The 26,143-nt window shown below is 53.5% G+C and carries 25 protein-coding genes and 1 tRNA gene; 15 read left to right on the forward strand and 11 right to left on the reverse strand.

Features of this window, described 5'->3' with window-relative positions; translation table 11 throughout:
* Positions 1-25: 25 nt before the first annotated feature.
* The gene (locus ACOQH0_RS18610) at positions 26-1,201 is read right to left on the reverse strand and encodes an OmpP1/FadL family transporter (RefSeq protein ID WP_421510964.1); all 1,176 of its coding nucleotides are present in this window, start codon (positions 1,199-1,201) and stop codon (positions 26-28) included.
* Positions 1,202-1,751: 550 nt separating this feature from the next.
* Between ACOQH0_RS18610 and ACOQH0_RS18615 the strand changes: the two genes are divergently transcribed.
* From ACOQH0_RS18615 to ACOQH0_RS18650, 8 genes are all read left to right on the forward strand, one after another.
* Entirely contained in the window at positions 1,752-2,312 is a 561-nt protein-coding gene (locus ACOQH0_RS18615) for a fimbrial protein (protein ID WP_029485186.1), read from the forward strand.
* Between the two features lie 119 nt (positions 2,313-2,431).
* Positions 2,432-3,058 carry a molecular chaperone gene (locus ACOQH0_RS18620; RefSeq protein WP_421510965.1) on the forward strand — a complete coding sequence of 209 codons (627 nt, stop codon included), beginning with the start codon at positions 2,432-2,434 and terminating at the stop codon, positions 3,056-3,058.
* A gap of 32 nt (positions 3,059-3,090) precedes the next feature.
* Positions 3,091-5,595, forward strand: coding sequence for a fimbria/pilus outer membrane usher protein (locus tag ACOQH0_RS18625; protein WP_421510966.1), 2,505 nt, complete (start codon positions 3,091-3,093; stop codon positions 5,593-5,595).
* A gap of 24 nt (positions 5,596-5,619) precedes the next feature.
* Positions 5,620-6,792 carry a fimbrial protein gene (locus ACOQH0_RS18630; RefSeq protein ID WP_253178999.1) on the forward strand — a complete coding sequence of 391 codons (1,173 nt, stop codon included), beginning with the start codon at positions 5,620-5,622 and terminating at the stop codon, positions 6,790-6,792.
* A gap of 54 nt (positions 6,793-6,846) precedes the next feature.
* Positions 6,847-8,034 carry an HD domain-containing phosphohydrolase gene (locus tag ACOQH0_RS18635; RefSeq protein WP_421510967.1) on the forward strand — a complete coding sequence of 396 codons (1,188 nt, stop codon included), beginning with the start codon at positions 6,847-6,849 and terminating at the stop codon, positions 8,032-8,034.
* A 17-nt stretch (positions 8,035-8,051) separates the two neighbouring features.
* Positions 8,052-8,831, forward strand: coding sequence for a winged helix-turn-helix domain-containing protein (locus ACOQH0_RS18640; protein WP_253179000.1), 780 nt, complete (start codon positions 8,052-8,054; stop codon positions 8,829-8,831).
* Complete coding sequence (locus ACOQH0_RS18645; protein ID WP_218308375.1) at positions 8,828-9,307, forward strand: hypothetical protein; 480 nt, start codon at positions 8,828-8,830, stop codon at positions 9,305-9,307. The genes ACOQH0_RS18640 and ACOQH0_RS18645 overlap by 4 nt, the downstream gene beginning before the upstream one ends.
* Before the next feature lie 107 nt (positions 9,308-9,414).
* Positions 9,415-10,044, forward strand: a complete 630-nt coding sequence (locus tag ACOQH0_RS18650; RefSeq protein ID WP_421510968.1) for a Crp/Fnr family transcriptional regulator — start codon at positions 9,415-9,417, stop codon at positions 10,042-10,044.
* On the opposite strand, the gene ACOQH0_RS18655 is transcribed toward ACOQH0_RS18650, so the two are convergent.
* Both ACOQH0_RS18655 and actS read right to left on the reverse strand, forming a co-directional pair.
* Positions 10,011-10,084 (reverse strand) — tRNA-Gly (locus tag ACOQH0_RS18655). The two genes, ACOQH0_RS18650 and ACOQH0_RS18655, sit on opposite strands and share 34 nt — an antisense overlap.
* Positions 10,085-10,164: 80 nt before the next feature.
* Positions 10,165-10,908 (reverse strand): amidase activator ActS, encoded by a 744-nt coding sequence (actS, locus tag ACOQH0_RS18660; RefSeq protein WP_421510969.1) that lies wholly within the window; start codon positions 10,906-10,908, stop codon positions 10,165-10,167.
* 163 nt (positions 10,909-11,071) lie between these two features.
* On the opposite strand from actS, the gene idi reads away from it, so the two are divergent.
* A complete protein-coding gene (gene idi, locus ACOQH0_RS18665; protein ID WP_421510970.1) occupies positions 11,072-11,614 on the forward strand; it encodes an isopentenyl-diphosphate Delta-isomerase in 543 nt (180 codons plus the stop codon).
* Between the two features lie 38 nt (positions 11,615-11,652).
* Here the strand turns inward: idi and lysS are convergent, their stop codons facing one another.
* From lysS to xerD, 5 genes are all read right to left on the reverse strand, one after another.
* Positions 11,653-13,170 (reverse strand): lysine--tRNA ligase, encoded by a 1,518-nt coding sequence (gene lysS, locus ACOQH0_RS18670; protein ID WP_010435299.1) that lies wholly within the window; start codon positions 13,168-13,170, stop codon positions 11,653-11,655.
* 9 nt (positions 13,171-13,179) lie between these two features.
* Positions 13,180-14,278, reverse strand: a protein-coding gene (gene prfB / locus ACOQH0_RS18675; RefSeq protein ID WP_108416304.1) for a peptide chain release factor 2 whose coding sequence is annotated in 2 segments (ribosomal slippage) — positions 13,180-14,202 and positions 14,204-14,278 — 1,098 coding nt in all. Because the reading frame shifts where the segments join, the coding sequence is not laid out codon by codon here.
* A gap of 89 nt (positions 14,279-14,367) precedes the next feature.
* Entirely contained in the window at positions 14,368-16,101 is a 1,734-nt protein-coding gene (gene recJ, locus ACOQH0_RS18680; RefSeq protein ID WP_421510971.1) for a single-stranded-DNA-specific exonuclease RecJ, read from the reverse strand.
* 5 nt (positions 16,102-16,106) lie between these two features.
* Positions 16,107-16,820, reverse strand: a complete 714-nt coding sequence (gene dsbC, locus ACOQH0_RS18685) for a bifunctional protein-disulfide isomerase/oxidoreductase DsbC (protein WP_421510972.1) — start codon at positions 16,818-16,820, stop codon at positions 16,107-16,109.
* 28 nt (positions 16,821-16,848) lie between these two features.
* A complete protein-coding gene (xerD, locus tag ACOQH0_RS18690) occupies positions 16,849-17,745 on the reverse strand; it encodes a site-specific tyrosine recombinase XerD (RefSeq protein ID WP_089600303.1) in 897 nt (298 codons plus the stop codon).
* 101 nt (positions 17,746-17,846) lie between these two features.
* Here xerD and fldB point away from each other — a divergent pair, with 101 nt between their 5' ends.
* Positions 17,847-18,368 (forward strand): flavodoxin FldB, encoded by a 522-nt coding sequence (gene fldB, locus ACOQH0_RS18695; protein ID WP_010435318.1) that lies wholly within the window; start codon positions 17,847-17,849, stop codon positions 18,366-18,368.
* A 7-nt stretch (positions 18,369-18,375) separates the two neighbouring features.
* Here the strand turns inward: fldB and ACOQH0_RS18700 are convergent, their stop codons facing one another.
* Both ACOQH0_RS18700 and sdhE read right to left on the reverse strand, forming a co-directional pair.
* Positions 18,376-18,786, reverse strand: a complete 411-nt coding sequence (locus tag ACOQH0_RS18700) for a protein YgfX (RefSeq protein ID WP_010435320.1) — start codon at positions 18,784-18,786, stop codon at positions 18,376-18,378.
* Positions 18,767-19,033 carry an FAD assembly factor SdhE gene (gene sdhE, locus ACOQH0_RS18705; RefSeq protein WP_010435322.1) on the reverse strand — a complete coding sequence of 89 codons (267 nt, stop codon included), beginning with the start codon at positions 19,031-19,033 and terminating at the stop codon, positions 18,767-18,769. The genes ACOQH0_RS18700 and sdhE overlap by 20 nt, the downstream gene beginning before the upstream one ends.
* Before the next feature lie 294 nt (positions 19,034-19,327).
* Here sdhE and ygfZ point away from each other — a divergent pair, with 294 nt between their 5' ends.
* On the forward strand, positions 19,328-20,308 hold the full coding sequence (gene ygfZ, locus ACOQH0_RS18710; RefSeq protein WP_333065137.1) for a tRNA-modifying protein YgfZ: 981 nt from the start codon (positions 19,328-19,330) through the stop codon (positions 20,306-20,308).
* Positions 20,309-20,392: 84 nt separating this feature from the next.
* Here the strand turns inward: ygfZ and trhA are convergent, their stop codons facing one another.
* A complete protein-coding gene (trhA, locus tag ACOQH0_RS18715; RefSeq protein WP_003863433.1) occupies positions 20,393-21,052 on the reverse strand; it encodes a PAQR family membrane homeostasis protein TrhA in 660 nt (219 codons plus the stop codon).
* A 265-nt stretch (positions 21,053-21,317) separates the two neighbouring features.
* On the opposite strand from trhA, the gene ACOQH0_RS18720 reads away from it, so the two are divergent.
* From ACOQH0_RS18720 to ACOQH0_RS18735, 4 genes are all read left to right on the forward strand, one after another.
* A complete protein-coding gene (locus tag ACOQH0_RS18720) occupies positions 21,318-22,049 on the forward strand; it encodes a MurR/RpiR family transcriptional regulator (protein WP_010435329.1) in 732 nt (243 codons plus the stop codon).
* Between the two features lie 117 nt (positions 22,050-22,166).
* Positions 22,167-23,600 (forward strand): 6-phospho-beta-glucosidase BglA, encoded by a 1,434-nt coding sequence (bglA, locus tag ACOQH0_RS18725; protein ID WP_421510973.1) that lies wholly within the window; start codon positions 22,167-22,169, stop codon positions 23,598-23,600.
* A gap of 125 nt (positions 23,601-23,725) precedes the next feature.
* Complete coding sequence (locus ACOQH0_RS18730) at positions 23,726-24,085, forward strand: copper resistance protein (protein ID WP_211446515.1); 360 nt, start codon at positions 23,726-23,728, stop codon at positions 24,083-24,085.
* Between the two features lie 48 nt (positions 24,086-24,133).
* Positions 24,134-26,143, forward strand: a complete 2,010-nt coding sequence (locus ACOQH0_RS18735; protein ID WP_421510974.1) for a protein-disulfide reductase DsbD family protein — start codon at positions 24,134-24,136, stop codon at positions 26,141-26,143.

Here is a 26,143-nt window from a genome sequence, read left to right on the forward strand (position 1 = left end):
CCCTATAATTTAAACAGTTACCGAATTAAAACTGATAGCTATAGTTTACGCTGGCAAACCAAAGATGGGGGTTATCATAGCTTCCCGCAAAGACAGACGGTGATTTCACATGCGATGACTGCATGTGAAGATACTCGACGGCAACACCAATATTGCTGGCTGGCGTGATCTGATACTGCGCGCCTGTACCGAACCGCCATTCGTCGCCGGTCGGTAACGTCATCGCCACATCACTCTGGCTGTGGTACGGCGAGCTATCAAAGGCGACACCGGCATTCAACCGCCACTGTTCTGTTGGGCGATACTGCACGCCGAGCGCACCATGCCAGGTATCTTTCATGCGGCTGACGTTGTTAAGCGTCTCCCCGCTCACCGTGATTTGTGGCGCACCGAACTGGCTCCAGTCCTGCCAACCGAGATCGCCCATCACCGACCATTGCTGGTTAACATCGCGCACAACGCTGAGCATAATTTGCTGCGGCGCACTGACCTGTGCCGTCACCGGGAGCTCGTATGCGCCACTCGCTAAGCGTGCTTTGCCGTCGATACTGTAGTGATAGTCCGTCTTGCTGTTCCAGGTAATACCGGCTCGCGTCTGTTCGGTCAGCTGCATCAACAGCCCCAGGCGATAGCTCATCGCCCAGTCATGGTCATGCTGCTGGTGGTCGTCGTCATTCACATTGCGGGTCAATGAAAAATAGCCGTAGTTAACGTTGGCGGAAGCCCCTATTGAGAGGCGATCGTTAAGTTTATACGCCACGGACGGACTGAGCGTCATGGCTACCATGGTGCTCTTTTTGATCAGCCGGTCGCCCGCCCAGTTACCGTAATCGATCCCCAGGCCATAATTGCCGTAAAGCCCAATACCGGCATAAAGATCGTCGGTCATTTTCTGGCTATAAAAGGCGCTGGCATTGGGAACGGTTTTCATCACATCGCCGGGGCTTCTCTGCGCATCGTTATTCAGCTGGTAGTCGATGGAGCCGTCCATCACCTGTAACCCACCGGTGATAATACGATCGGGTAATCGCGTCATGCCTGCCGGGTTGGTCATTATTGTTGAAGCATCCTGCGCGCGCGCTGCCTGCCCTGCGCCAGCAAGTGCGGTATCTTCGGTGCCTGCTTCATAAAAATAGAGGGCACTAGCATGGGCGCAGGATGTTGCCAATAAGCCCGAGCACAGAAGGAGTCGTGTTTTCATCTGTCAGCCTGGTGAATAACGAATTTGCCGACAGGTATATCAACAGAAACAACAAGGGTAAAAAGAAAGGGTGTTTAATTTTAAATATTCCCGCACGCCTGTAGCAGAAAGTGAGCATGTGAATTTGGATGCCATGTCCGCAATTCGCGTTTTTTTCTACCCACTTTACCCACGCGCGCACGGCAATGAATGTATACCCAATGTTAAAAATATTGATATTAAGCACTAAATTATTTAACGACATGTTCAATTATCCCTCCATCGCACGCGTAAATTCCGTCAAATGACGATTTTGACGATAATTTTAAATAGCCATTCCTCTCTCCCTGCCACTGCGCCAACACAACCAAGCAGCATATAAATCTATACATAAACTTAAATCTGGATATTTAGGTTTAAAAAAATCATTTAAACGATATTTACGTTTACCAAAACAACCAAGAATGGTCTTATATTCCAACCAAAGGCAAGGGGTGCGGTACGTTGTTCTGCAACACAGCGCTCAACCGCCTGGGAGACAAAAATGATGATGAAAACGGGAAATAAAAGCATGTTCAATAAAACAGTTATCGCAGTCGCTATGATGTTTTCGGGCGCGGCAATGGCAGCGGAAAGCACCGGCGTTGCGGGTGGCACAATCACCTTCAATGGTTCTGTATCCGATACAACCTGTGACGTGACCACCAACAATGGTTCCGATTTTACGGTGAACCTGGCGCCTATTTCACTGACCGATATGGGTACCAGTACCGGCGTTGTCAGCGCCAATAATAAAGACTTCACCATGAGTCTGAAAAATTGCACTGCCGCCGACACCGCAACCAAAACGCTGAAAATCACTTTCTCAAGCAGCAACCTGTCTGATGACGGTAAATACCTGAAGAACTACAGCGAAAGCGGCGCTGAAGGGGTCGGTATTACCCTGACCAAGGATGGCACCACCGCCGTTCCGTTCGACACCGCGTTCAACACCGGTCTGACTTCTGATGATGTTTCCGGTACCGACGGCGTTACGCTGACCATGCACGCGAATTACTACAACTTCGGCGGTTCTGCCGTGACGACCGGTAAAGTCGTTACCGACGCAACTTACTCCTTTAGCTACGATTAATAGCCCAACCGGGGAGCAATCCCCGGTTTTTAATGACCATGAAAAAACATATTTTCTTTCTCTTCGTTGCGTTCGCTTCACACGCGGCTCAGGCCAGCGTGGTAATAAACCAGACGCGCGTGATTTATTCCAGCGAAGCAAAATTCGTTACCGTGCAATTAGTGAATGAGAGCGATAAAACTCACCTGGTACAGTCCTGGCTTGATCAAGGTGACGCTTCAGCTGCCCCGGAAAAGATTAAAGTTCCCTTTTCCGTCATGCCGCCGGTCGTCAAAATGGATGGCCACAGTGGTCAAACGCTAAAAATCGCCGCGACCAATACCGCCTCTCTGCCCTCAGACAGAGAAAGCGTATTTTGGTTAAACGTGCTGGATGTTCCGCCAACGCCGGAAGGCAGCAACGATAATTATCTCCAGGTGGCGATTCGCAATCGCATTAAGCTGTTTTATCGCCCCGCCTCGTTGCAGGAACTGGACAGTAAAATTGTCGAAAAGGTCACTATTTCCACCTCAGGAAGTCAAACCTGTCTCAAAAACAGTTCCCCTTACTATTTAACCATTCCACAGGTTGTGACCTGGCAGGGCGGAAAATTAAAGCAGAATCGAGACGATAATTTGCTGAGCGATACCGCTTTTATTCCGCCTTACGGTTGCGCGCTGGTTTCCAACAAAATCCAGGCCGGTTCTCAGTATCGTATTACATGGCTTGATGATTACGGCGCCAAAAGATTCAGCACCCTTCACTGATTATTTTTATGGCTATGCCTGGTTCAATTCTGATGAAGAACAGATCCCTGTTTCGTAAAAGCCTGTTGGTTCACTCCGTCAGCCTCGCCTTATGTTCCTTTGGGGCGAGCGGTGAGACATTTAATAGCAGCCTGCTGGTCGGTAATTCAGCCGATATGGACTGGAGCAATTCAAAACTGGTCATGACACCGGGCGCGTACGATCTCGACGTATATGTGAATAACGCCTGGCGCGGGAAATTCGACATGACGATTGCCAATGACGGTAAAGGGACGGTGCTTGTTCCGAAAGATGATGTGCCACTACTGGGTATTCGCGATCTCGACGATCTCGTCGCGAATAAATCAAACGGGCAAATCGACATCAGTACCTTGCTACACGGCGGAAAAAGCACGCTGACGCCAGGAGAATTGCGTCTGGATTTGGAAGTCCCCCAGGCCTTTGTGGTGACCGAAAAACAGAACTGGGTGGCCCCACAAAAATGGGACCAGGGGATTAATGGGGTATTTACCAACTACAACCTCAACTATTACAACTTTTATGGCCTGCGTGAAGGGTATACCAACAGCGATAATATCTATTTATCGCTAAACAGCGGCTTGAATATGTCTGGCTGGCATCTCCTCGATAACTCGACGTGGATGCGCTACAGCAATATGGGTAAAGGGTATTGGATTAACACCACACGCTATCTTGAAAAACCGATTGTCGGTATTGAGGCATTAATGCGCGTGGGGCGTACCTACACCACGTCCGATTATTTTGACACGATTCGTTTTCGCGGCCTGACGCTGAATAAAAGCCGTCAGATGCTGCCGGACAGCGAACGGGTGTATATGCCGGTCATCAGCGGAATTGCCACCAGTTCGGCCGTGGTCAGCGTTTACCAGGATGGACATATCATTCATCAGATTACCGTCCCTGCCGGGCCCTTTGCGATCCGCGATTTAATGCCCACCGGCTCGCGTGGGGATCTCTCTGTTGAGGTAAAGAACAGCGGCGGAACGATAGAGCGCTTTGCGGTTCCCTTTTCGTCTATCCCGGACATGCTGCGTCCCGGTACCAGCGACTACCAGTTTAACGTCGGTGAGGTGGACATGCGCGGCATCAATGACCACAGCCAGTTTGCGCAGTTCAGCTACTCTCGCGGTATTAATAACTATGTGACGGCCACCGCCGGGAGCATCTGGAGCGCGGACTATTTCTCCTTTCTGCTCGGCGGTGCTCTTTCTGTTCCCTATGCGGGATCGCTATCAGCGTCGCTTGAACAAGCGCAGTATCGCTTGCCGGGCGATAATCGACGCCGGGGAGAAAAATACGCGCTCTCATGGAGTAAATCCTTCCCGACGCAAACTAACCTGACGCTGGCATCGTATTACTATCGCACGCAGGATTACGCATCGTTCAACGATTATGTGTTGGCGAAGTCTAATATTCAGGATTATGGCGGCACCGGCACGTCAACCATCAACAGCAAGCAGGCGTTTAGCGCCAACCTCAACCAGCCGCTGGGCGATGGGTTTGGTCGACTTTCCCTGACGGCGTACTGGCGCGATTACTGGCGCGGCCAAAAGACCAGCCGCCAGTATAATCTGACCTGGAGCAACGCGTATAACAGCGTGAATTATGCGGTATCACTGCGCCGCTCTGAAGTCACTCAGTCGTACTACAACTATGAAACAGATTACGAAGGTGATGTTGTTACGTCGCTGCGCACCCGTGGGAAGACGGAAAATAATCTTTATTTCTCCGTCAATGTTCCGATGTCACTCTTCGGCAGTCCGGGAAGCGTTGCTTCGCATGCGACGGTTCAGCAGGGGAAATACGCTTCATCAGATATAAGCATGAGCGGCAGCGCCCAGGATGTCGATTACAGCCTTATGCTGGCGCATGACAGTGAGGGTAATTCCCGCTCCGCCGATCTTTATACCAACTGGAAAAACAGCGTCACCAGCCTGAACAGCGGGATGACGCTTTCGCGCGAGTATCGTCAGGCCAGCCTCGGCGCAAGCGGCAATATTCTCGCGTGGCGCGGTGGGGTCATCACCTCACCAAACAATGGCCGAAACTTTGTCATTCTCGAGGCCCTTGGCGTCGAAAACGCCGTGGTTAATGGGGATACCTCTACGCGCACGAATCGCAACGGTATTGCCCTTATCGCCAGCGCAACGCCTTACCGGCTGAATAACTTCCATCTGGAACAGGATGGTTCAAAAAGCAGCGACGTCGATTTACAGGGGAATTTACTTAATATTGCCCCTTACGAAGGCAGCATAACGTACCTGAAGTACAAGACCGATACGCGCAAGGTTTATACCTTCGACGTGCTGGACAGCGAGGGCAATCAACTCCCCTTCGGCGCATTGGTTTCAGATAGCCATCATCAGGAACTGGGTTACGTCGCCCAGGGGAGCCAAATATTTGTGAAGTCTGACGCACAGCCAGAGGCAATTCGCATTAATACCAGTAAAGGCAAAATCAAAAAATCCTGTGTTATTACGCAGCCGACAGAGCATGCCGTCAATATCTGCCGGTAACCGACCACGAGTATGAAATCGATCATGAGCAAATCTTTATTTTTCATCTTTGCCGTATTCAGCCTGATAACGATCCCTGGCTTTTCAGCCCAGGCGGCACCACAGGCCCGAGGCGTGACGGGGGATACCTGCCGTAATAGCGGCATTATATTTAAAAGCGTGGCGGAAGCGGATAAATCGCTTAATTTATCGTCTGCATTTATCACCTCGACGGTGGTTGAAAAGACATATACCACCAGCTGGTCGGGGAGTATGACCTGTACCTATGGCAACGTGGGTATTGGGGGAGTATTTCAGGATCACCTCTACTATTTCACTGGGTTTAATAACAACCCGGTGTATTTGAATTTTAACAGTGCTGATGGTGAAAACAGTTACTGGATTAAAGTGACCTCTGAAATAACCGGCAGCAGTAAAGTCACTGTGAGCGGTATTGTGGGGATACACTCGCTCTCCTACCAGACGCAATATACCTTGCGAGCAGAGTTACTTTCATCCGCGCCTGTTGGGGTGTCGACCTATACCAAAACCACCACCAGCGGTGCGCTGAGCGTCATTCCTGCCGTGATGAGTGGTACCGGCTCGGGATCCGACTCGCCCCTGCTCTCCTCTAAAACGTATGCGACCAGGGCATGGAATAACATGATGTCAGATACCGCGCGCAAAAGCTGGGATACCGATTATTTCCTCGCGTACGAGAAAATGACCATTCAATTCGAGCCGAAAGAAACCACCTGCAATATGACGCGTGACATGACGGTAAAACTTCCGCCTGCGCCGCTGAAAGAACTTAAAACGTACGGCAGAACGAATGGGGCGGATTTCACCATTCCCATCAAATGCGGAAACCTTGCCGGCGTAAAAACATCTACGCGGAATATTAAGGCCTGGCTTTCCAGTAATGATGTGATCACTACGGACGGCAGTTCGCAAACGATGGTAAATGATGAAACAACCGCGGGCGGGGTCGGTATTGCTATTCGTAGTCGATCTTTTATGGGGGATTTCGAAGAGGTCAAACTCTCCAGCAGCACAAGCATGGGAAATGCCACTCAGATCCTTGATATTGTTAAGGACGATGACATTCAGGATACGCAATACATTCTTCTGCATGCTTACTACAGAGTGTATGACGCCTCGGCCTTATCGACCGGCACGGTGGTCGCAACCGCACAAATCATGTTCGGCTATGACTAATTCACTTACGTAGATAATGACTTTCTTTTTTAAGACCTCTGCCAATTAAACGCCATGAAAATATCTGTTCAAACCGTGCTTAACTTATTACATAACATTATTCATCCGGTCTCTGCCGATCTGGTTAATCATTTACAACGCACGGCCATCATCACCTGGTATTTAAGCCAGCGCATTGGGCTGGATAAAACCGGGATCGGCAACGCTTTTCTGGCTGGCATGCTGCACGACATTGGTACGCTGAGTAAAGACCGTGAACACCTTTCTCCCGGCAGCGAAGGGTTTCTTGATGGGCACGAACAGCTGGCGGGTTCAATGACGGCGGGGATCCGTTTCCTGCAACCCGTCACGCCGATCCTTGAGAACCATCATACCGCATGGTCTTCCTCGGGCTCGGACGATCTTCCTGTGGTACATCATTTGGTTAATATGGCGGATACCTTTGAGCTCTATTTACGCGGGATTGACGGGGATTTTATTACCCGACGCGAAAGGGTCATTTCGGATTTCTTTGCCCACCCCATTCAGTGGCCCGCCCCTCTGGAGCAGGCGCTGCGAGAATCTACCCGTCAGGATGGCTTTTGGTTTCGCCTCGGCAATCCTTCGCTTTCCCAGGTGTTGAACGCCATCAGCCCGCTGCACGACCACATGCTCGACCATCATGATTTTCTCGAAGTGTGCCAGCTCATCTCAAAAATCGTCGATAAGTACAGCAGCTTCACCCGCACCCATAGCGCCAGCGTAGCGCATGTTGCGGCCCGCCTGGCTGAACTCTACGGTTATGATGTCGATATGCAAGAAAAGATCTGTATTGCAGGCTATCTGCATGATATCGGCAAGCTCTTTACGCCGCTCCATATCCTGGAAAAGCATGGCAAACTCGAATCCTTTGAGTACGCCACGATGAAGCAGCACAGCTACAAAACGCTGGTGATGCTGCATCCTATCTCTGAACTGGGGGATATTATCCGTTGGGCCGCCAACCATCACGAGCGGCTGGATGGCAGTGGATATCCGTTCAGGTTAGGCGCCGCCTCACTTGATATTCCGTCTCGCATCCTTGCGGTGGCGGATGTGTTTACTGCCATGACGGAAAACCGTCCCTACAGACAAGGGATGGAGAGCGCTAAGGCGATGGCTATACTCCACGAAGAAGCAAGAAATTACAGACTGGACAGGGACATCGTAACATTGCTGGACCATAATATTGGCAGTGTAAAAGCGCTTGTCGCGATGTGTTAACGCCCAAAGAACAGCTAATGAAATATTTGATTGCCAGCAAAGTTATTTACGATACAGAGAGCGGGGAATTCACTCTTCCCGGGGCAGAGCGCCTTGAGGCTCAAAAACTGACGAATACGGCCAACCGTATTCTGTCGCTGCTTATTGCTTCGCCGGGCACAGTGCTTGAGCGTCAATATCTGCTGGAACACGTTTGGGAATCCGCAGGGCATACCGGGTCTAGCTCTTCGCTCAACCAATATATTAGTATTTTACGCAAGACGTTAACCTCACTGACCGATATTGAAGAGTCGATCATCGTTGTCCCAAAAGTCGGGTTTTACTTTTCCGCCGATATTGACGTACAGCTTCTGGATGAGCCCTGTGCACCAGCGCCCGGGAATGATAACGTTGCGGCAAAGAAGAAAATACCGTCGTTGCCGCTTAAATACAGCATCCCAGCGCTTCTTATTTTGGCGCTGATTGCGGCCAATTTATGGGTCTGGAGTCAGCCAAAAGCCAATGAACGCTATTCCAGAGTCAATGAGATAGGCAAGCTCGAAAAATGTACCCTCACCACCTATGAACATCTTTCTGCCGATGAACGGCAGCGGTTACATGAGGTATTGCTGTCGGCACAGCCGCAGCTTGCAGAAAAATGTGCAAACCATTTAGCACTGTTAACGGTAAACGTTCAGCCCAGCGTGTTCTATGGCAGCAGCGGACGCATTTTTTACTCTTTTTGTCCTTTAGATCCTGAAAACGAAACGCTAGCGTACTGTGAAAATCACTACGCCTTTAACTGGAAAATGAAATGAAGATTGCGCTAACGCTTTCTGCGACTGTCCTGATCCTGACAGGTGCGCTTATCTGGGGAATGGTTAACCGCACCTCGGCGTATATCGACGATCGGTGCTTTGCCAATTTTACCTATACCGATAACACAAATGAAAAGGCATTCAATTTCAAAGGAAACATATTCTTTGAATTTTCAAAGAACAAAACCGGACAATTTAATTTATCCGGTGACGTTTCCTATCAGGGACAAAACTACACGTTCTCGCGCTATGTAAAGTTTAACTATGTCAATATTAAAAATAACGCCTACAGAATAAAAATCATTTCGCACGAACCCATGGCGCATGACAATGTCCCGGCAGCCATCTCGCCTCTTGCCATTAAGATATTATTTCTTACCGGCGAATATTCTATGTACCTGCACAAGCATGATAATAACTTTATTACGATTGGAAATTCACTTTCACCGTTGATGAATTGCGTTATACAGTCCTGACGTTTTAGTAAGAACCCGATGTTATGAAGAAGAATAATTGTGTCAGCTGTGCAAAGTGTGGGTTTGCTGAGGTATGCCAGTCGTATCTTTTCGACCATCAGGAACCCATGTTTATTAAAGATTTCGCGCGTAAAAAACGTATTGCTAAAAATGAATTTGTCTACCAGCACGGAACGACAGTAAAAGCATTGTATGCGCTCAGGAGTGGGGTGGCGAAGATTTATGATGCTCAGCAAACGCTTCAGGGAATTGTCTTCCCCGGTCAGGTTATCGGGGCAGAGGAGCTCTTTAGCGAGCATTATCAGTACAGCGTGCAGGCGGCCACCGAGGCAGAAATTTGTGAGTTACAAAATACCCATTTCTATCACCTGAGCCAGATAACCAGCAGCTTCACCCATTTTATCATTGCTATCCTCTCCCGCTCCGCGAGGGAAAAACAGCAGTTTATCAGCGTGCTGGTGAATCGTGACGGCGTACAAAAAGTGCGTGGATTTATCCAACTTATGGTGGATATCAACAGGGAGTATGGCTTCGAGCATAACATTCTTGAACTGCCGCTCAGCAAAAAAGAGCTGGCGCAGCTGCTCGGCATTTCTGAATCAACCCTGTCTCGCGCATTCGATACGCTGTCGGCGCAGCGTAAGCTGTCGATCAATAAAAAAGAGATTGTCGTGCTTGATGGACCGGATGATGAAGCAGGGACTGGAGCGGGCGAAGGGAATCGAACCCTCGTATAGAGCTTGGGAAGCTCTCGTTCTACCATTGAACTACGCCCGCTTTGAGGTGCGTAAGGCATTATAGACCTTACGCTTTTTCATACAAGTGTCAGCATCACCAAGTGGCGATTAAATAACCACCTAGCACTTCGGTTTGCTGCCCTGCGCCGGGAGGTAACGCTGCGGATCGATAGCCGTCGCCTTATAGCGGATCTGGAAATGCAGCTTCACCGAGTCCGTCCCGGTATTGCCCATGGTGGCTATCTTCTGCCCCGCCTTCACGTTTTGTCCGTTATTGACCAGCATCGTGTCGTTATGCGCATAAGCGGTGATGTAATCTTCGCCGTGCTTAATCATGATCAAATTCCCGTATCCACGCAGCTGGTTGCCGACGTAGACCACCTTCCCGGCGCCGGAGGCATAGACCGGCGTGCCGCGCGCAGCAGCAATATCAATGCCTTTGTTACCGCCCTCAGAAAGTGAATAAGGCATCACAACTTTACCGCTGGCGGGCCAAACCCAGCAGCGCTGCCCGACCGGTGGCCAGGACGACTTCGGCACCTGATAAGACGGCGTCACTTTGGCCGTTTTGCCTTTTGAGGAGGTTTTTTTGGCTGAAGAGGAGCCGCCATTGACCTTCAGTTTCTGCCCCACCTCAATGGTATAGGGGGGAGAGATGTTATTCAGACGCGCGAGATCCTTGACGCTGGTTCCCGTTGCACGTGAAATGCGATACAGGGTATCCCCGCGCTTAACGGTATAGACCGCACCGGAATAGCTGCCCATATCCGACGATTTGCTTCCCGAGCATCCCGCCAGAAGTAGCGTCAGCGTCAGGCAAACAACAGCAGTGATGGGGTTTCTCGTCAGGCTTCCTGCAAACAAAACAGATCCTCGGTCAGCGTAAATGGCGCACTATGATAGCAGCCAAAACGAACAGGGGTCATGCCCTTTTCCGCTCCAGGTGCCAAACCGTTCGTATAAGAATGCCGTATAATGATCCGGCTGATGGTGCTGAACCACTCGGCATTCTGGCACTGGAGCATCAATGAGTATTCAAGAACACGTTATTTTGGTAAATGACCAGGGAAAGGTGATTGGCACTCAGGAAAAATATGCCGCGCACACCTCGCATACCCCGCTGCATCTGGCCTTCTCTTGCTGGCTTTTTAATGCCCGCGGCGAATGTCTGATTACCCGACGCGCCTTAAGCAAAAAAGCCTGGCCTGGCGTCTGGACCAACTCGGTCTGCGGCCATCCTCAGTCAGGTGAAGAGATGGTACAGGCAATAATCCGCCGCTGCCGCTTTGAAGTGGGCGCAGAACTGGCCGATATCACCGCCGTCGCCCCTGAGTTTCGCTATCGGGAAGCCGACCCGTCCGGGATCGTGGAAAATGAAATTTGCCCGGTATTCGCTGCCCGCATCACCAATGACGTGACGATAAACGAAGATGAAGTGATGGACTATCGGTGGGTTGAGCTGGACACATTATTCCGCGCGCTGGACGCGACGCCCTGGGCCTTTAGCCCGTGGATGATCATGGAAGCGGCAACCGCCCGCGATAAACTCAAAGCCTTCGCGGCGCAATAAAAAAGCCCCTTTCGGGGCTTTTTTTACATCTTAACGTCTTATTTCACCGGGCGCATCGCCGGGAACAGGATCACGTCACGGATGGTGTGGCTGTTGGTGAACAGCATCACCATACGGTCGATACCAATCCCCAGACCCGCCGTTGGCGGCAGGCCGTGCTCCAGCGCGGTCACGTAGTCTTCGTCGAAGAACATCGCTTCGTCGTCGCCTGCCGCTTTCGCATCGACCTGGTCCTGGAAACGCTGCGCCTGATCTTCTGCATCGTTCAGCTCGCTGAAGCCGTTGCCGATTTCGCGGCCACCGATGAAGAATTCGAAGCGATCGGTGATTTCCGGGTTCACGTCATTACGACGCGCCAGCGGAGAGACTTCCGCCGGGTATTCGGTGATGAAGGTCGGCTGAATAAGGTGCGCTTCGGCCACTTCTTCGAAGATCTCGGTCACGATACGGCCCAGACCCCAGCTCTTCTCAACCTTGATACCGATGCTTTCCGCGATGGCTTTCGCTGAGTCGAAGTTATCCAGATCGGCCATCTCGGTTTCCGGACGGTATTTCTTGATCGCTTCGCGCATGGTCAGCTTGACGAACGGTTTGCCGAAGTCGAAGACTTCTTCACCGTAAGGCACTTCGGTGGTGCCCAGAATGTCTTGCGCCAGAGTACGGAACAGGGATTCGGTCAGCTCGATCAGATCTTTGTAATCCGCATACGCCATATAGAGTTCCATCATGGTGAACTCTGGGTTATGGCGCACGGAGATGCCTTCGTTACGGAAGTTACGGTTGATTTCAAACACGCGGTCGAAGCCACCGACCACCAGACGCTTCAGGTACAGTTCCGGCGCAATACGCAGGTACATGTCCAGGTCCAGGGCGTTGTGATGGGTGATGAACGGACGCGCAGACGCACCGCCAGGGATCACCTGCATCATTGGGGTTTCTACTTCCATAAAATCGCGGTTGACCATGAACTGGCGGATACCGGCCATGATCTGAGAGCGAATTTTGAAGGTCTTGCGGGATTCATCGTTAGAGATGAGGTCCAGATAACGCTGACGGTAGCGCGCTTCCTGATCCTGCAGGCCATGGAATTTGTCCGGCAGCGGACGCAGGGCTTTGGTCAGCAGACGAAGCTCGGTGCAGTGGATAGAGAGTTCACCGGTCTTGGTTTTGAACAGCTTACCTTTCGCGCCCAGGATATCGCCCAGGTCCCACTTCTTGAACTGCTCGTTGTAGATGCCTTCCGGCAGGTCATCACGGGAAACGTAAAGCTGAATACGGCCGCCAACGTCCTGCAGCGTCACGAAGGACGCTTTACCCATGATACGACGGGTCATCATACGGCCAGCCACAGACACTTCGATGTTCAGCGCTTCCAGCTCTTCGTTCTCTTTACCGTCGAAGTCTGCGTGCAGTTGGTCTGAGGTGTGGTCACGACGAAAATCGTTCGGGAACGGCACGCCCTGCTCACGCAGCGCTGCCAGCTTCTCGCGGCGGGTTTTCAGTTCGTTGTTAAGATCGACTACCGCGTCAGCGCCCTGTGCTTGTTGTTCAGACATGTTGGTTCCTCATAACCCTGCTTTCAAACTTGCTTCGATAAATTGATCCAGGCTGCCGTCCAGCACCGCCTGCGTGTTACGGGTTTCAACCCCGGTACGCAGGTCTTTGATGCGGGAGTCATCAAGGACGTAAGAACGGATCTGGCTGCCCCAGCCGATGTCGGACTTGTTGTCTTCCATCGCCTGTTTCTCAGCATTTTTCTTCTGCATTTCCAGTTCATAAAGCTTCGCTTTCATCTGCTTCATGGCCTGGTCTTTGTTCTTATGCTGGGAACGGTCATTCTGGCACTGCGTAACCGTGTTGGTTGGAATGTGGGTAATACGCACCGCCGATTCCGTACGGTTAACGTGCTGACCACCCGCACCGGATGCGCGGTAAACGTCAATACGCAGATCGGCCGGGTTGATTTCGATATCGATATCGTCTTTCACTTCCGGGTAAACAAACGCGGAGCTGAAGGAGGTATGACGGCGTCCGCCAGAGTCGAACGGGCTCTTACGTACCAGGCGATGAACGCCGGTTTCAGTACGCAGCCAGCCGTAGGCGTAATCACCAATAATCTTAATGGTGATGGATTTCAGACCCGCGACTTCACCTTCAGATTCTTCGATAATTTCGGTTTTGAAACCGCGCGCTTCTGCCCAACGCAAATACATACGCGCCAGCATGCTCGCCCAGTCCTGCGCTTCTGTACCGCCAGAACCGGCCTGAATATCGAGATAGCAGTCGGCGCTGTCGTATTCGCCGGAGAACATACGACGGAATTCGAGTTGTGCCAGCTTCTCTTCCAGAACGTCGAGTTCTGCCACGGCTTCGTTAAAGGTTTCTTCGTCGTCGGCTTCTACAGCCAGTTCCAACAGACCAGAGACATCTTCCAGCCCCTGAGACATTTGGTCCAGGGTATCGACAATCGCTTCGAGAGAGGAACGCTCTTTACCCAGCGCCTGCGCGCGTTCAGGTTCGTTCCAGACGTCCGGCTGTTCCAGCTCGGCGTTTACTTCTTCAAGACGCTCTTTCTTGGCATCGTAGTCAAAGATACCCCCTAAGAACGTCAGAGCGCTCCGTGAGGTCCTGAATGCGGTTTTTTACCGGATTAATTTCAAACATGGTCTGTTTTCTTTTATGGGCTTGTCAAAATGCGGTGATAAGAGCGGGATTGTACCGAATCCACGCCCTTTTTTGTAGCTTTACTGACGCTAAATTGGCCAGATATTGTCGATGATGATCTGAAGGGAGCGGTTGCCACGAAACTCGTTGATATCAAGCTTATAGGCCAGCTCAACCTCCCGCACGCCGTTGTCCGGCCAAATGGAGGTGTCAACGTTGAAGGCGATGCCGTCCAGCAGCGGGCCGCCACCGGCTGGCTCGACCATCACTTTGAGGTGACGTTCGCCAACAATTCGCTGTTGCAGCAGGCGGAAACGGCCATCGAACAGCGGTTCCGGGAACATCTGCCCCCACGGCCCCGCGTCACGCAGCATCTGGGCCACCTCCATGGTCATTTCAGCCGGTGAAAGTTCGCCGTCGGAGACCACTTCGCCCTGTAACAGCGCAGGGTCAATCCAGTCTGTCACCAGCTCGCCAAACAGCCGCTGAAACTCGTCGAACTTGGCCTCTTCCAGCGACAGGCCTGCCGCCATCGCGTGACCGCCAAACTTGATCATCAGACCCGGGTAAAGCGTATCCAGGCGCTCCAGCGCATCGCGCATGTGCAGCCCCTGAATCGAACGACCGGAGCCTTTCAGCGTGCCGTCGCCCGCAGGGGCAAACGCAATCACCGGGCGGTGGAAGCGCTCTTTGATGCGCGACGCCAGGATACCGACCACGCCCTGATGCCACTCGGGATGGTACATCGCCAGGCCGCCCGGCAGCGTATCGCCGCTGCGCTCCAGCTTTTCACACAGGGTCAGCGCTTCGGCCTGCATCCCCTGCTCGATCTCTTTACGGGTCTGGTTCAGGGCGTCCAGCTCGTTCGCCAGCACGCGCGCCTCGCCGATGTTGTCGCACAGCAGCAGCGCGACGCCGACGGACATATCGTCCAGCCTTCCGGCGGCATTAAGACGCGGCCCGAGGGCAAAGCCGAGATCGCTTGCCGCCAGCTTGATCGGATCGCGGTTTGAAATTTCCAGCAGCGCCTTAATCCCCGGACGGCACTTGCCCGCCCGGATGCGGCTTAAGCCCTGCCAGGTCAAAATACGGTTGTTGGTATCAAGAGGCACTACGTCCGCCACGGTACCCAGCGCCACCAGGTCGAGATATTCGGCCAGGTTCGGCACGGCAATCCCGCGCGACTCAAACCAGCCCTTATCGCGCAGCAGCGTTCGCAGCGCCAGCATCAAATAAAACGCCACGCCGACACCGGCCAGGGATTTCGACGGGAAATCGCAGTCGCGCAGGTTGGGGTTAATGATGGCTTCGGCGGCAGGCAGGGTTTCCCCCGGCAGGTGGTGATCGGTAACCAGCACCGGGATCCCCAGCGCATGCGCATGATCGACACCCGCATGGGAGGAGATCCCGTTATCCACGGTCAGGATCATCTGCGCACCGCGCGCGTGAGCCTGATCGACCACTTCCGGGCTAAGACCGTAACCGTCTTCAAAGCGGTTTGGCACCAGATAGGTGACGTTATCGCAGCCCAGCGCGCGCAGGCTGAGCACGCTCAGTGCGGTACTGGTTGCGCCGTCAGCATCGAAATCGCCCACCACCACAATCCGCGTCCCTTCCTGGAACGCGTTGTAGAGCATTTCAGTGGCCTTTTCGACGCCGCTTAGCTGCTGCCAGGGCAGCATACCTTTGACGCTACGCTCAAGATCGTCCGCCGTTCGCACGCCGCGGCTGGCATAGAGCCGCTTCAGCAGCGGCGAAAGATCGTCAGGTAAATCAGCCGTGTCAGCCGCTTCGCGGCGGCGCAGTTTTATCGGAGCTTTCACGCGGATTATTTACCCGCAGTCTGTTTCTGGTGCGCGTCGAGGAACTCTTTCATCTCTTTTGGTCCCTGATAGCCCGGCACCACGTAGCCGTTGCTCAGCACGATGGCTGGGGTACCGGTCACGCCAAACTGTACGCCCAGCGCATAATGATTTGCGATATCAATGTCGCAGGAAGCAGGCTTAACGCCATTGCCGTTCATGGCATCATCAAAGGCCTTGTTGCGGTCTTTTGCACACCAGATAGCCTTCATGTCCTGCTCTGGCTGGCTCTGCACGCCTGCGCGCGGGAAGGCCAGGTAACGCACGGTAATACCCAGCGCGTTGTAGTCTTTCATCTCTTCATGCAGCTTGTGGCAGTAGCCGCAGGTGATATCGGTGAAGACGGTAATCACGTGTTTTTCCTGCGCCGCTTTATAAACGATCATCTCTTTTTCAAGCGCATTCAGGTTTTTCATCAGCAGCTGGTTGGTCACGTTGACCGGTTGCGCACCGCTCACGTCATACATCGGCCCCTGAATGATGTGCTTTCCGTCTTCGGTCACGTACAGCACACCGCTGTTGGTTAAGACGGTTTTCATGCCCGCAACGGGCGCGGGCTGAATGTCGCTGCTGGTGACACCCAGTTTCGTCAGAGACTGTTTGATGGCGGCGTCGTCAGCATGAGCAAAACCGGTAAATGAGGCTGCCAGCAGGGTGAACAGCGCAAAAGACTTTTTCATATTTAATCCTGTAACAATTCGTCGGCACTCACGCGCGTGGGTGGTGCTGTTGATGTAGCTGCCGCAGGCGTTCCGTCGCGACATGGGTATAAATCTGCGTTGTTGAGAGATCGCTGTGTCCCAACAGCATCTGCACCACGCGCAAATCAGCGCCGTGGTTTAGCAGATGCGTCGCAAAGGCATGACGCAAAACGTGCGGCGACAGCTTTTCACTGTCAATGCCTGCCAGTGTGGCGTAATGCTTGATGCGATGCCAGAAGGTTTGTCGCGTCATCTGCTGCGCGCGCTGGCTGGGGAACAGCACATCGATAGAAACGCCATTCAGAAGCCACGGTCTGCCGTGCTCCAGATACGTCTCCAGCCAGTACACCGCCTCTTCACCCAGCGGGACGAGCCGTTCTTTGTTCCCTTTACCTATCACGCGAACCACACCCTGACGCAGGCTGATATCGCTCATCGTCAGGCCAACCAGTTCCGAAACGCGCAAACCGGTAGCATACAATAGTTCAAGCATCGCTTTATCGCGTAACTCCAGCGGCAGGTCAACAGCGGGTGATTGTAATAATCTCTCAACTTGCGCTTCGCTGAGATCTTTCGGCAGCCGCTGCGGAAGTTTAGGCGATGCCAGCAGCGCACTGGGATCGTCCGCCCGGATCTTCTCACGGTAGAGATGCTGGAACAGACGACGCATTGCGCTAAGCAGGCGTGCGGAGCTGGTGGCCTTGTAGCCACCGTCCATCCGCTCACCCAGCAGCGCCTGCAGGTCATCGCGTTGGACACTCTCAAGCGTCAGTTCCCGGTGTGCCAGCCATTCCACCAGCATGGTGAGATCGCGCCGATAGGCACTGAGCGTGTTTTCGGCCAGGTTTTTCTCCAGCCACAGCGCGTCGAGAAACTGTTCGATGAGTGCGAGATCCTTTTCCACATCAACCTCTTTGATTCTGCAATCCGGGCATTATGCCTGATTGCCATCGGTTTCTGGTACACTACGCGCAAAGTCAGAGTAAGAATTGAGAACGTTACGCGATGAATATTGGTCTTTTCTATGGTTCCAGTACCTGCTATACCGAAATGGCAGCGGAAAAAATTCGCGACATCATCGGCCCGGAGCTGGTGACGTTGCATAACCTGAAAGATGACGCCGTCGCGCTGATGGAACAGTACGACGTGCTGATCCTCGGCATCCCGACCTGGGACTTTGGCGAGATACAGGAAGACTGGGAAGCCATCTGGGATCAGCTCGATTCGCTCAACCTCGACGGCAAAATCATTGCGATGTACGGCATGGGCGACCAGCTAGGCTATGGCGAGTGGTTCCTGGATGCGCTCGGCATGCTGCACGATAAACTGGCACCGAAAGGCGCGACGTTTATCGGCTACTGGCCAACAGAAGGCTATGAGTTCACCAGCAAAAAACCGATTATCGCGGAGGGTCAGCTGTTTGTCGGGCTTGCCCTGGATGAAACCAACCAGTACGACCTCAGCGACGAACGCCTGGAAAACTGGTGCGAGCAGATACTGGGTGAAATGGCCGAGAAGTTCAGCTAACGCGAACTTAGTCCTGCGTCGGTTGTTGCAACATCATCCGGCGCAGATCTCGCCACTCCGCAGCATCCATACTGTCGGCAGCCAGCCACAGGTGCTGGCGACGACCACCTTCAGGCTGGCGCAGTCTCAGCATCATGCCAACGCTAAGCATCCACGGTGTACCGACGATCTCCCACTCTTTCCCCTGCCAGCGCAGACGGGAATCCATCAGCAGTTTGATTTCGCCCTGACGGGCGTTGATCCGGCGCTGGCTGCGCACGCTATCAAAAACCACAAACGACAGCAGCAATAACCACAGAGGCGTATAGCTTAGCGGCCACGGCATCAGTAAAACAAAGGCCGCAACCAGGCCGTGGAGCAGTAATGACATCCACTGCGAGCGCCATGAGACGCGAAGATCAGATTGCCACAGGACCACGTTCCCGATTCCGTGTTTGAATTAATTGCACCATCCGTTGCAACTCGGTGTCGGCGGGTTTGCCGTGATTCATCAGCCAGTTGAATAAATCCGGATCGTCTGACTCAAGAAGGCGAACAAACAGACGCTTATCGTCATCGCTTAAGCTGTCATACTCATATTCAAAGAACGGCATGATGGAGATATCAAGTTCGCGCATGCCGCGACGGCACGCCCAGTGAATACGGGCCTTGTTGTTAATATCCATGTTCTGTTTCCTGCATTACGTTTGGCACAGTCGGTATCCCGTTAGGTATTCATTATTTCTTTCCGGGAACAGTTGCTAGTGTAACGTGTTTTTGGCCGTTTCTTTACTGGAATATTGCAATCGCCGAGCCGGATTCCAGAATAACCACTCTAAAGACAGTGAATTACATTATTTTGCGTGACGCTACGCATAACCGCACGATGGCACGAATGGCGTGCTGAAAGCGCTTGCAATGGCTGTAGTCTCTTTTACCATTAGGCATTATCAAAGCGTTAAGCAATTCAGGATATCACTATGGCATTTACTCCATTTACTCCTCGCCAGCCCGCCGCCTCTGCGCGTCTGCCGCTGACGCTGATGACTCTTGATGACTGGGCGCTGGCGACGCTTACCGGTGCCGACGCCGAAAAATACCTGCAGGGGCAGGTGACGGCAGACGTTGCGCAGCTGACTGAACACCAGCACCTGCTGGCAGCGCACTGCGATCCAAAAGGAAAAATGTGGAGCAATCTACGCCTGTTCCGCCGCCAGGATGGGTTTGCCTTAATTGAACGCCGCAGCCTGCGTGATGCCCAGCTGACCGAACTGAAAAAATATGCGGTGTTTTCCAAAGTCACCATCGCGCCGGACGACGAGCATGTTTTGCTGGGTGTGGCAGGTTTCCAGGCGCGTGCAGCGCTCAAAAATCTCTTCAGCGAACTGCCGGATGCGGAAAAACAGGTGGTCAGCGAAGGTGAGACCTCTATTTTGTGGTTTGAGCATCCTGCCGAGCGTTTCCTGCTGGTGACGGATGCTGCTACCGCTGAACGCGTGACCGACGCCCTGCGCGGTGAAGCGCAGTTGAATAACAGCCAACAGTGGCTGGCGCTGAACATTGAAGCGGGTTTGCCCGTCATTGACGCGGTGAACAGCGCACAGTTTATTCCGCAGGCGACAAACATCCAGGCGTTGGGTGGCATCAGCTTTAAGAAAGGCTGTTACACCGGCCAGGAGATGGTGGCACGTGCAAAATTCCGCGGTGCCAACAAACGCGCCCTGTGGACACTGGCGGGCCGCGCCAGCCGCGTTCCGGAAGCAGGTGAAGATCTCGAGTTGAAAATGGGTGAAAACTGGCGCCGTACCGGCACGGTACTCGCCGCCGTTCAGCTGGATGATGGTCGTCTGCTGGTGCAGGTCGTCATGAATAACGATATGGAAGCCGACAGCGTATTCCGCGTGCGCGATGATGCCAATACGTTGAGCATTGAACCGCTGCCGTATTCACTGGATGAGTGATGCTGTATCGCCCGGTGGCGCTGCGCTTACCGGGCCTACTGATCCCGTAGGTCGGGTAAGGCGAAGCCGCCACCCGACAACAAACTACACCTGCCCCACATACAAATAAATCGCCAAAAAGTGACACACGCTGCCGCCCAGCACGAAGCCGTGCCAGATAGCGTGGTTATACGGAATGCGCTTGCAGACGTAGAAAATCACGCCCAGCGAGTAGACCACACCGCCCACTGCCAGAAGCGTTACGCCCCCAACCGCCAGCTTAATCGCCAGTTGATATACCACAATCAGCGACAGCCAGCCCATCGTCAGATAGGTCACCAGCGACAGCACCTTAAAACGGTGTGCGATGGTCAGCTTAAACAAGATCCCCAGCAGCGCCAGGCTCCAGATGACAATCATCAGGCCACGCGACAGCGGCGAGTTCAATCCCACCAGCAAAAACGGCGTGTAGGTGCCTGCGATAAGAAGATAGATAGCGCAGTGGTCAAATTTTTTGAGCCAGATCTTAGCCCGTTGATGGGGAATAGCGTGATACAGCGTCGAGGCCAGGAAGAGCAGGATCATACTCCCGCCATACAAGCTGTAGCTGGTAATAGCCATCGCGCTGGCGTTGGTGTCCACCGCCTGCACCAGCAGTAATACTAAACCGACAATCCCAAAAACCAGGCCTATGCCGTGGCTTATGCTGTTGGCTACTTCCTCAGCCAGCGAATATCCCTGTGCGATTAATGGTCTGCTTACCATACTTAACTCCGGGAAAACAAAAGATGATTATTCATCGCCTGACTATGCTAACTGAGAATGATTCCAGTGAACACCTGTTAGCTAAAATAATTTCAACTATAAAAATATCAATATAAATCATATGTATACAACAATAACTCACCTAACATTTGTTCACATTTAAAATTAATCATTAAGAATCAAGGGTATAAAATTGAGTTATGCCGTCTGCCGGCATGTTATGATGAGAAAATGCTGTCTGAATGAGAGTTTTGCTGCCGTGAGTATGTTCACCCATTCCGCCGTTGCCAGTCTCAACAATCTTGAGATGATGGTCTACAACTACGTCATTAAGAACCGTGACAAAGTGATGTACATGACCATCCGCGAACTGGCGGACGCGGCTGGCGTCTCCACCACCACTATCCTGCGCTTTTGCCGCAAGCTGAACTGCGACGGCTACTCTGAATTTCGCGTGCGCTTTAAGCTCTATTTAGAGCAAAATGAGCCGCAGCAGGCCAATTTTGGTGCCAGTGAAATTATTAGCTTCTTTAAAAGCGTCAACAATGAAGAGTTTGATGCGTTATTAGATGACGCTGTAGATATTATTTTATCTTCAGAACGCATTATATTTGTCGGAGCGGGCACATCCGGTTCACTGGCAAAATATGGCGCGCGCTTTTTTTCAAATATCGGAAAATTCAGCAACCATATCGACGATCCTTATTTTCCCGTCACCAATGATATGGCAAAAAATGCGCTGGCTATCGTGCTCTCCGTCTCGGGTGAAACCGAGGAGATCCTGCGCTTTGCCAGCCAGTTCAGTCTGCACCATTGCAAGGTGCTCTCTATCACCAGTCACGAACACTCACGCCTGGCAAAGCTGGCGGACTTTAACCTCTCCTGGCATGTGCCTCAAACGCGTATTGCAGGCGTGTACGATATTACCACCCAAATTCCCGTCATCTATATTCTGGAATCGCTTGGGCGTAAGCTGGCGAAGAAATTAGCAGAATAAAACACCCTGTTTTTTTGATGTAACAAATCACATTGAGCACAAATTGTTATATCGTGACATTTAATTTCGCTTTGCTAGACTCGATTTCAATAAGTCCTGAATTGAGAAATAGCAAAGATGAAAAAACTGACCTTACCGAAAGATTTTTTATGGGGCGGCGCGGTGGCGGCTCACCAGGTTGAAGGCGGCTGGAATAAAGGCGGCAAAGGGCCAAGCATTTGCGACGTCCTGACCGGCGGCGCCCACGGCGTCCCGCGTGAAATCACTCAGGAGGTGGTGCCGGGTAAATACTACCCAAACCACGATGCGGTAGATTTCCACGGCCACTACAAAGAAGACATCAAGCTGTTTGCCGAAATGGGCTTCAAGTGCTTCCGCACCTCCATCGCCTGGACACGCATCTTCCCGAAAGGTGATGAAACGCAGCCAAACGAAGAAGGGCTAAAGTTCTACGACGACATGTTCGACGAGCTGCTGAAGTACAACATCGAGCCGGTCATCACCCTCTCCCACTTCGAAATGCCGCTGCACCTGGTGCAGGAGTACGGCGGCTGGACCAACCGCAAAGTGGTCGATTTCTTTGTGCGCTTCTCTGAAGTCGTGTTTGAGCGCTACAAAAATAAGGTCAAATACTGGATGACCTTCAACGAAATCAACAACCAGCGTAACTGGCGCGCGCCGCTGTTCGGCTACTGCTGCTCCGGCGTGGTCTATACCGAACACGACAATCCGGAAGAGACCATGTACCAGGTGCTGCACCACCAGTTTGTGGCCAGCGCGCTGGCGGTGAAAGCTGCGCGTCGTATTAACCCGGAGATGAAAGTCGGCTGCATGCTGGCGATGGTGGCCCTCTACCCGTTCTCCTGCAAACCAGAAGACGTGATGTTCGCCCAGGAATCCATGCGCGAGCGCTACGTCTTTACCGACGTCCAGCTGCGCGGTTACTACCCGTCCTACGTGCTGAACGAGTGGGAGCGCCGCGGTTTCTCCATCAACATGGAAGCGGGGGACGAACAGATCCTGCGTGAAGGAACGTGCGACTACCTGGGCTTCAGCTATTACATGACCAACGCGGTCAAAGCGGAAGGCGGCACCGGCGATGCGATTTCCGGCTTCGAAGGCAGCGTGCCGAATCCGCACGTCAAAGCCTCCGACTGGGGCTGGCAGATTGACCCGGTGGGCCTGCGCTATGCGCTGTGCGAACTGTACGAGCGCTATCAGAAGCCGCTGTTTATCGTGGAGAATGGTTTCGGCGCCTACGACAAAGTGGAAGAAGACGGCAGCATCAACGATGACTACCGCATCGACTACCTGCGCGCCCACGTGAAAGAGATGATGAAGGCCGTGACGTACGACGGCGTGGATCTGATGGGCTACACCCCGTGGGGCTGTATCGACTGCGTCTCCTTCACCACCGGTCAGTACAGCAAGCGCTATGGCTTTATCTACGTGAACAAGCACGACGACGGCACCGGCGACATGTCCCGTTCCCGTAAGAAGAGCTTTGACTGGTACAAAACTGTTATCGCCAGCAACGGCGAAACGCTGTAATACATCGCCCTCTCCTCGCAGAGGAGAGGGCAAACCTCTTATCTCCCAGACACTTCTTTACAGCTTAAGCGTTGCCAAAAAACCTGCGCCCTATAAGATAAGCCTCGTGAATATTTGAGGCAAAGATGATCAAACGACAACGCAACGCTATCCTGCTTGTTGCCCTGGCCTGTCTGGTGGTGCTGATATGCACCGCCCAGCGGATGGCCGGGATGCACGCGCTTGTCATGAACGTCACCGCCGCAAGCCAGCCTGTCCAGCAGGGGCAGGAGAGCATCGACGCACCGGTGACGCCCTGTGAACTCAGCGCGAAATCGCTGATGGCCGTTCCGCCAATACTGTTTGAAGGTGCTCTCTTTGCCGTCACCCTGCTTCTTGCGCTACTGGCCGCTAATCCGCCACGCCGCGAGCGGCTGTGGCCTCCCCGCGTTATCTCCCCGCCCCGATTACGGGTACATCTAAGACTCTGCGTATTCCGTGAATGAGCATTCGCCTGACACATCAGGTTAATTCATCATTTACGGAGAAAATTTATGTTTACTGTATTCAGGCGACTGCTGGTCTGCCTGCTTTGGCTATGGCTGCCCCTCAGCCAGGCCGCCGACAGCGGCTGGCTACGTGCCGCCGATAATCAGCACGCCAGCGTCAGGCTGCGCGCGCAGCCTGACAATAATGGCGATACCCGCCTGCTGCTGGATGTTGCCCTTGAAAAAGGGTGGAAAACCTACTGGCGCTCGCCGGGAGAAGGGGGCGTTGCCCCTGCCATTCTCTGGCATCAACCGGTTGATGCCACCTGGCGCTGGCCTACGCCCGAGCGTTTCGACGTTGCTGGCATCACCACGCAGGGTTATCACGGCGACGTGAGTTTTCCCATTACGGTGCGTGGCGAGTCGCCAAAAACCCTGAGCGGCGTGCTGACGCTGTCTACCTGCAGCAACGTCTGTATTCTCACCGACTACCCCTTCTCACTGGATCTGACGACCAGCGCGGGCGGCGACTTTGATTACGATTACCGTCGGGCGATGGGCACGCTACCGCTCAGTAGCGGATTGACGTCAGCGATTAGCGCCAGCTACACCTCCGGGAAGCTGACCGTAACGGCACAACGTGACGCAGGCTGGCAGCAGCCCTCGCTGTTTATCGACAGCATGGACGATGTTGATTTCGGCAAGCCAACCTTTTCCGTGCGCAGCGGGTCGCTTGTCGCCACCATCCCGGTGACGGACAGCTGGGGCGACGCGGCTCCTGACATCAGCGGCAAAACGCTGTCAGTCGTTCTCGCGGATAGCGGCCAGGCGCAGGCGTCCAGTCTGGATATCGGTAAAGGTACCCTCACGCCAGCGTTCTCGTTAGGCTGGGTGCTGCTGATGGCGCTGGCTGGCGGCCTGATCCTCAACGTCATGCCCTGCGTGCTGCCCGTTCTGGCCATGAAGCTCGGCACGCTGATGCAAACCGAACGTCAGGCGCGCGGCCAGATACGCAGGCAGTTTCTTGCCTCGGTAGGCGGGATCGTCATTTCGTTCCTTGCGCTGGCGCTAATGATGACGGTGCTGCGTTTAGGTAATCAGGCGCTCGGCTGGGGGATCCAGTTCCAGAACCCGTGGTTTATCGCTGCGATGGCGCTGGTGATGGTGCTGTTCAGCGCCAGCCTGCTGGGATTGTTTGAGATCCGCCTCCCCTCCTCTGCCAGCACCTTCCTCGCCACGCGCGGCGGCAACGGGCTCGCGGGCCATTTCTGGCAAGGCGCGTTTGCCACCCTGCTGGCAACGCCCTGCACCGCGCCGTTCCTGGGTACTGCCGTGTCGGTTGCGCTGGCGGCACCGCTCCCGCTGCTGTGGGGCATCTTCTTTGCGATGGGTGTCGGCATGAGCCTTCCCTGGCTGCTGGTGGCGGCCTGGCCGGGGCTGGCACAGAGGCTGCCGCGTCCAGGGCGCTGGATGAACGTGGTGCGAGTGATATTGGGATTGATGATGCTCGGCTCGTCCCTGTGGCTGCTGAGCCTGCTGGTGGTGCATATCGGCACGCTGCCCGTTATCACGCTGGGTGTGACGCTGAGCCTTATCCTGCTGCTGGTTACTGCCTGGCGCTACCGCTGGCAAACCGCGCTGTGTGCCGGTGCCTTTGCCCTGGTCGTTGCCGCCGCAGCGGCGTTTATAACCGCCCCCGGCGGGGAGCACGGCCGTCGCGATCGGGTGAACTGGCAGCCGCTGAGTGAAGAGGCGATTGCCCGCGCGCTGGCTGACAACAAGCGGGTGTTTGTTGACGTGACCGCCGACTGGTGCGTGACCTGTAAAGCCAATAAATACAACGTGCTGCTGCGCGACGACGTGCAGGATGCGCTTTCCGCACCGGATATTGTCGCCCTGCGCGGAGACTGGAGCCGCCCTTCCGCCAGCATTAGTCAGTTCTTAACCACGCGCGGCAGCGCCGCCGTGCCGTTTAACCAGATTTACGGACCGGGATTACCGCAGGGCCACGTGCTGCCTGCGTTATTAAGCCGCGACGCGGTGCTTACCACCCTGTCCGATGCGAAAGGAAAATAA

Source organism: Enterobacter sp. JS8-1, from assembly GCF_049187015.1.
GTDB classification, from domain to species: Bacteria; Pseudomonadota; Gammaproteobacteria; order Enterobacterales; family Enterobacteriaceae; genus Enterobacter; species Enterobacter mori.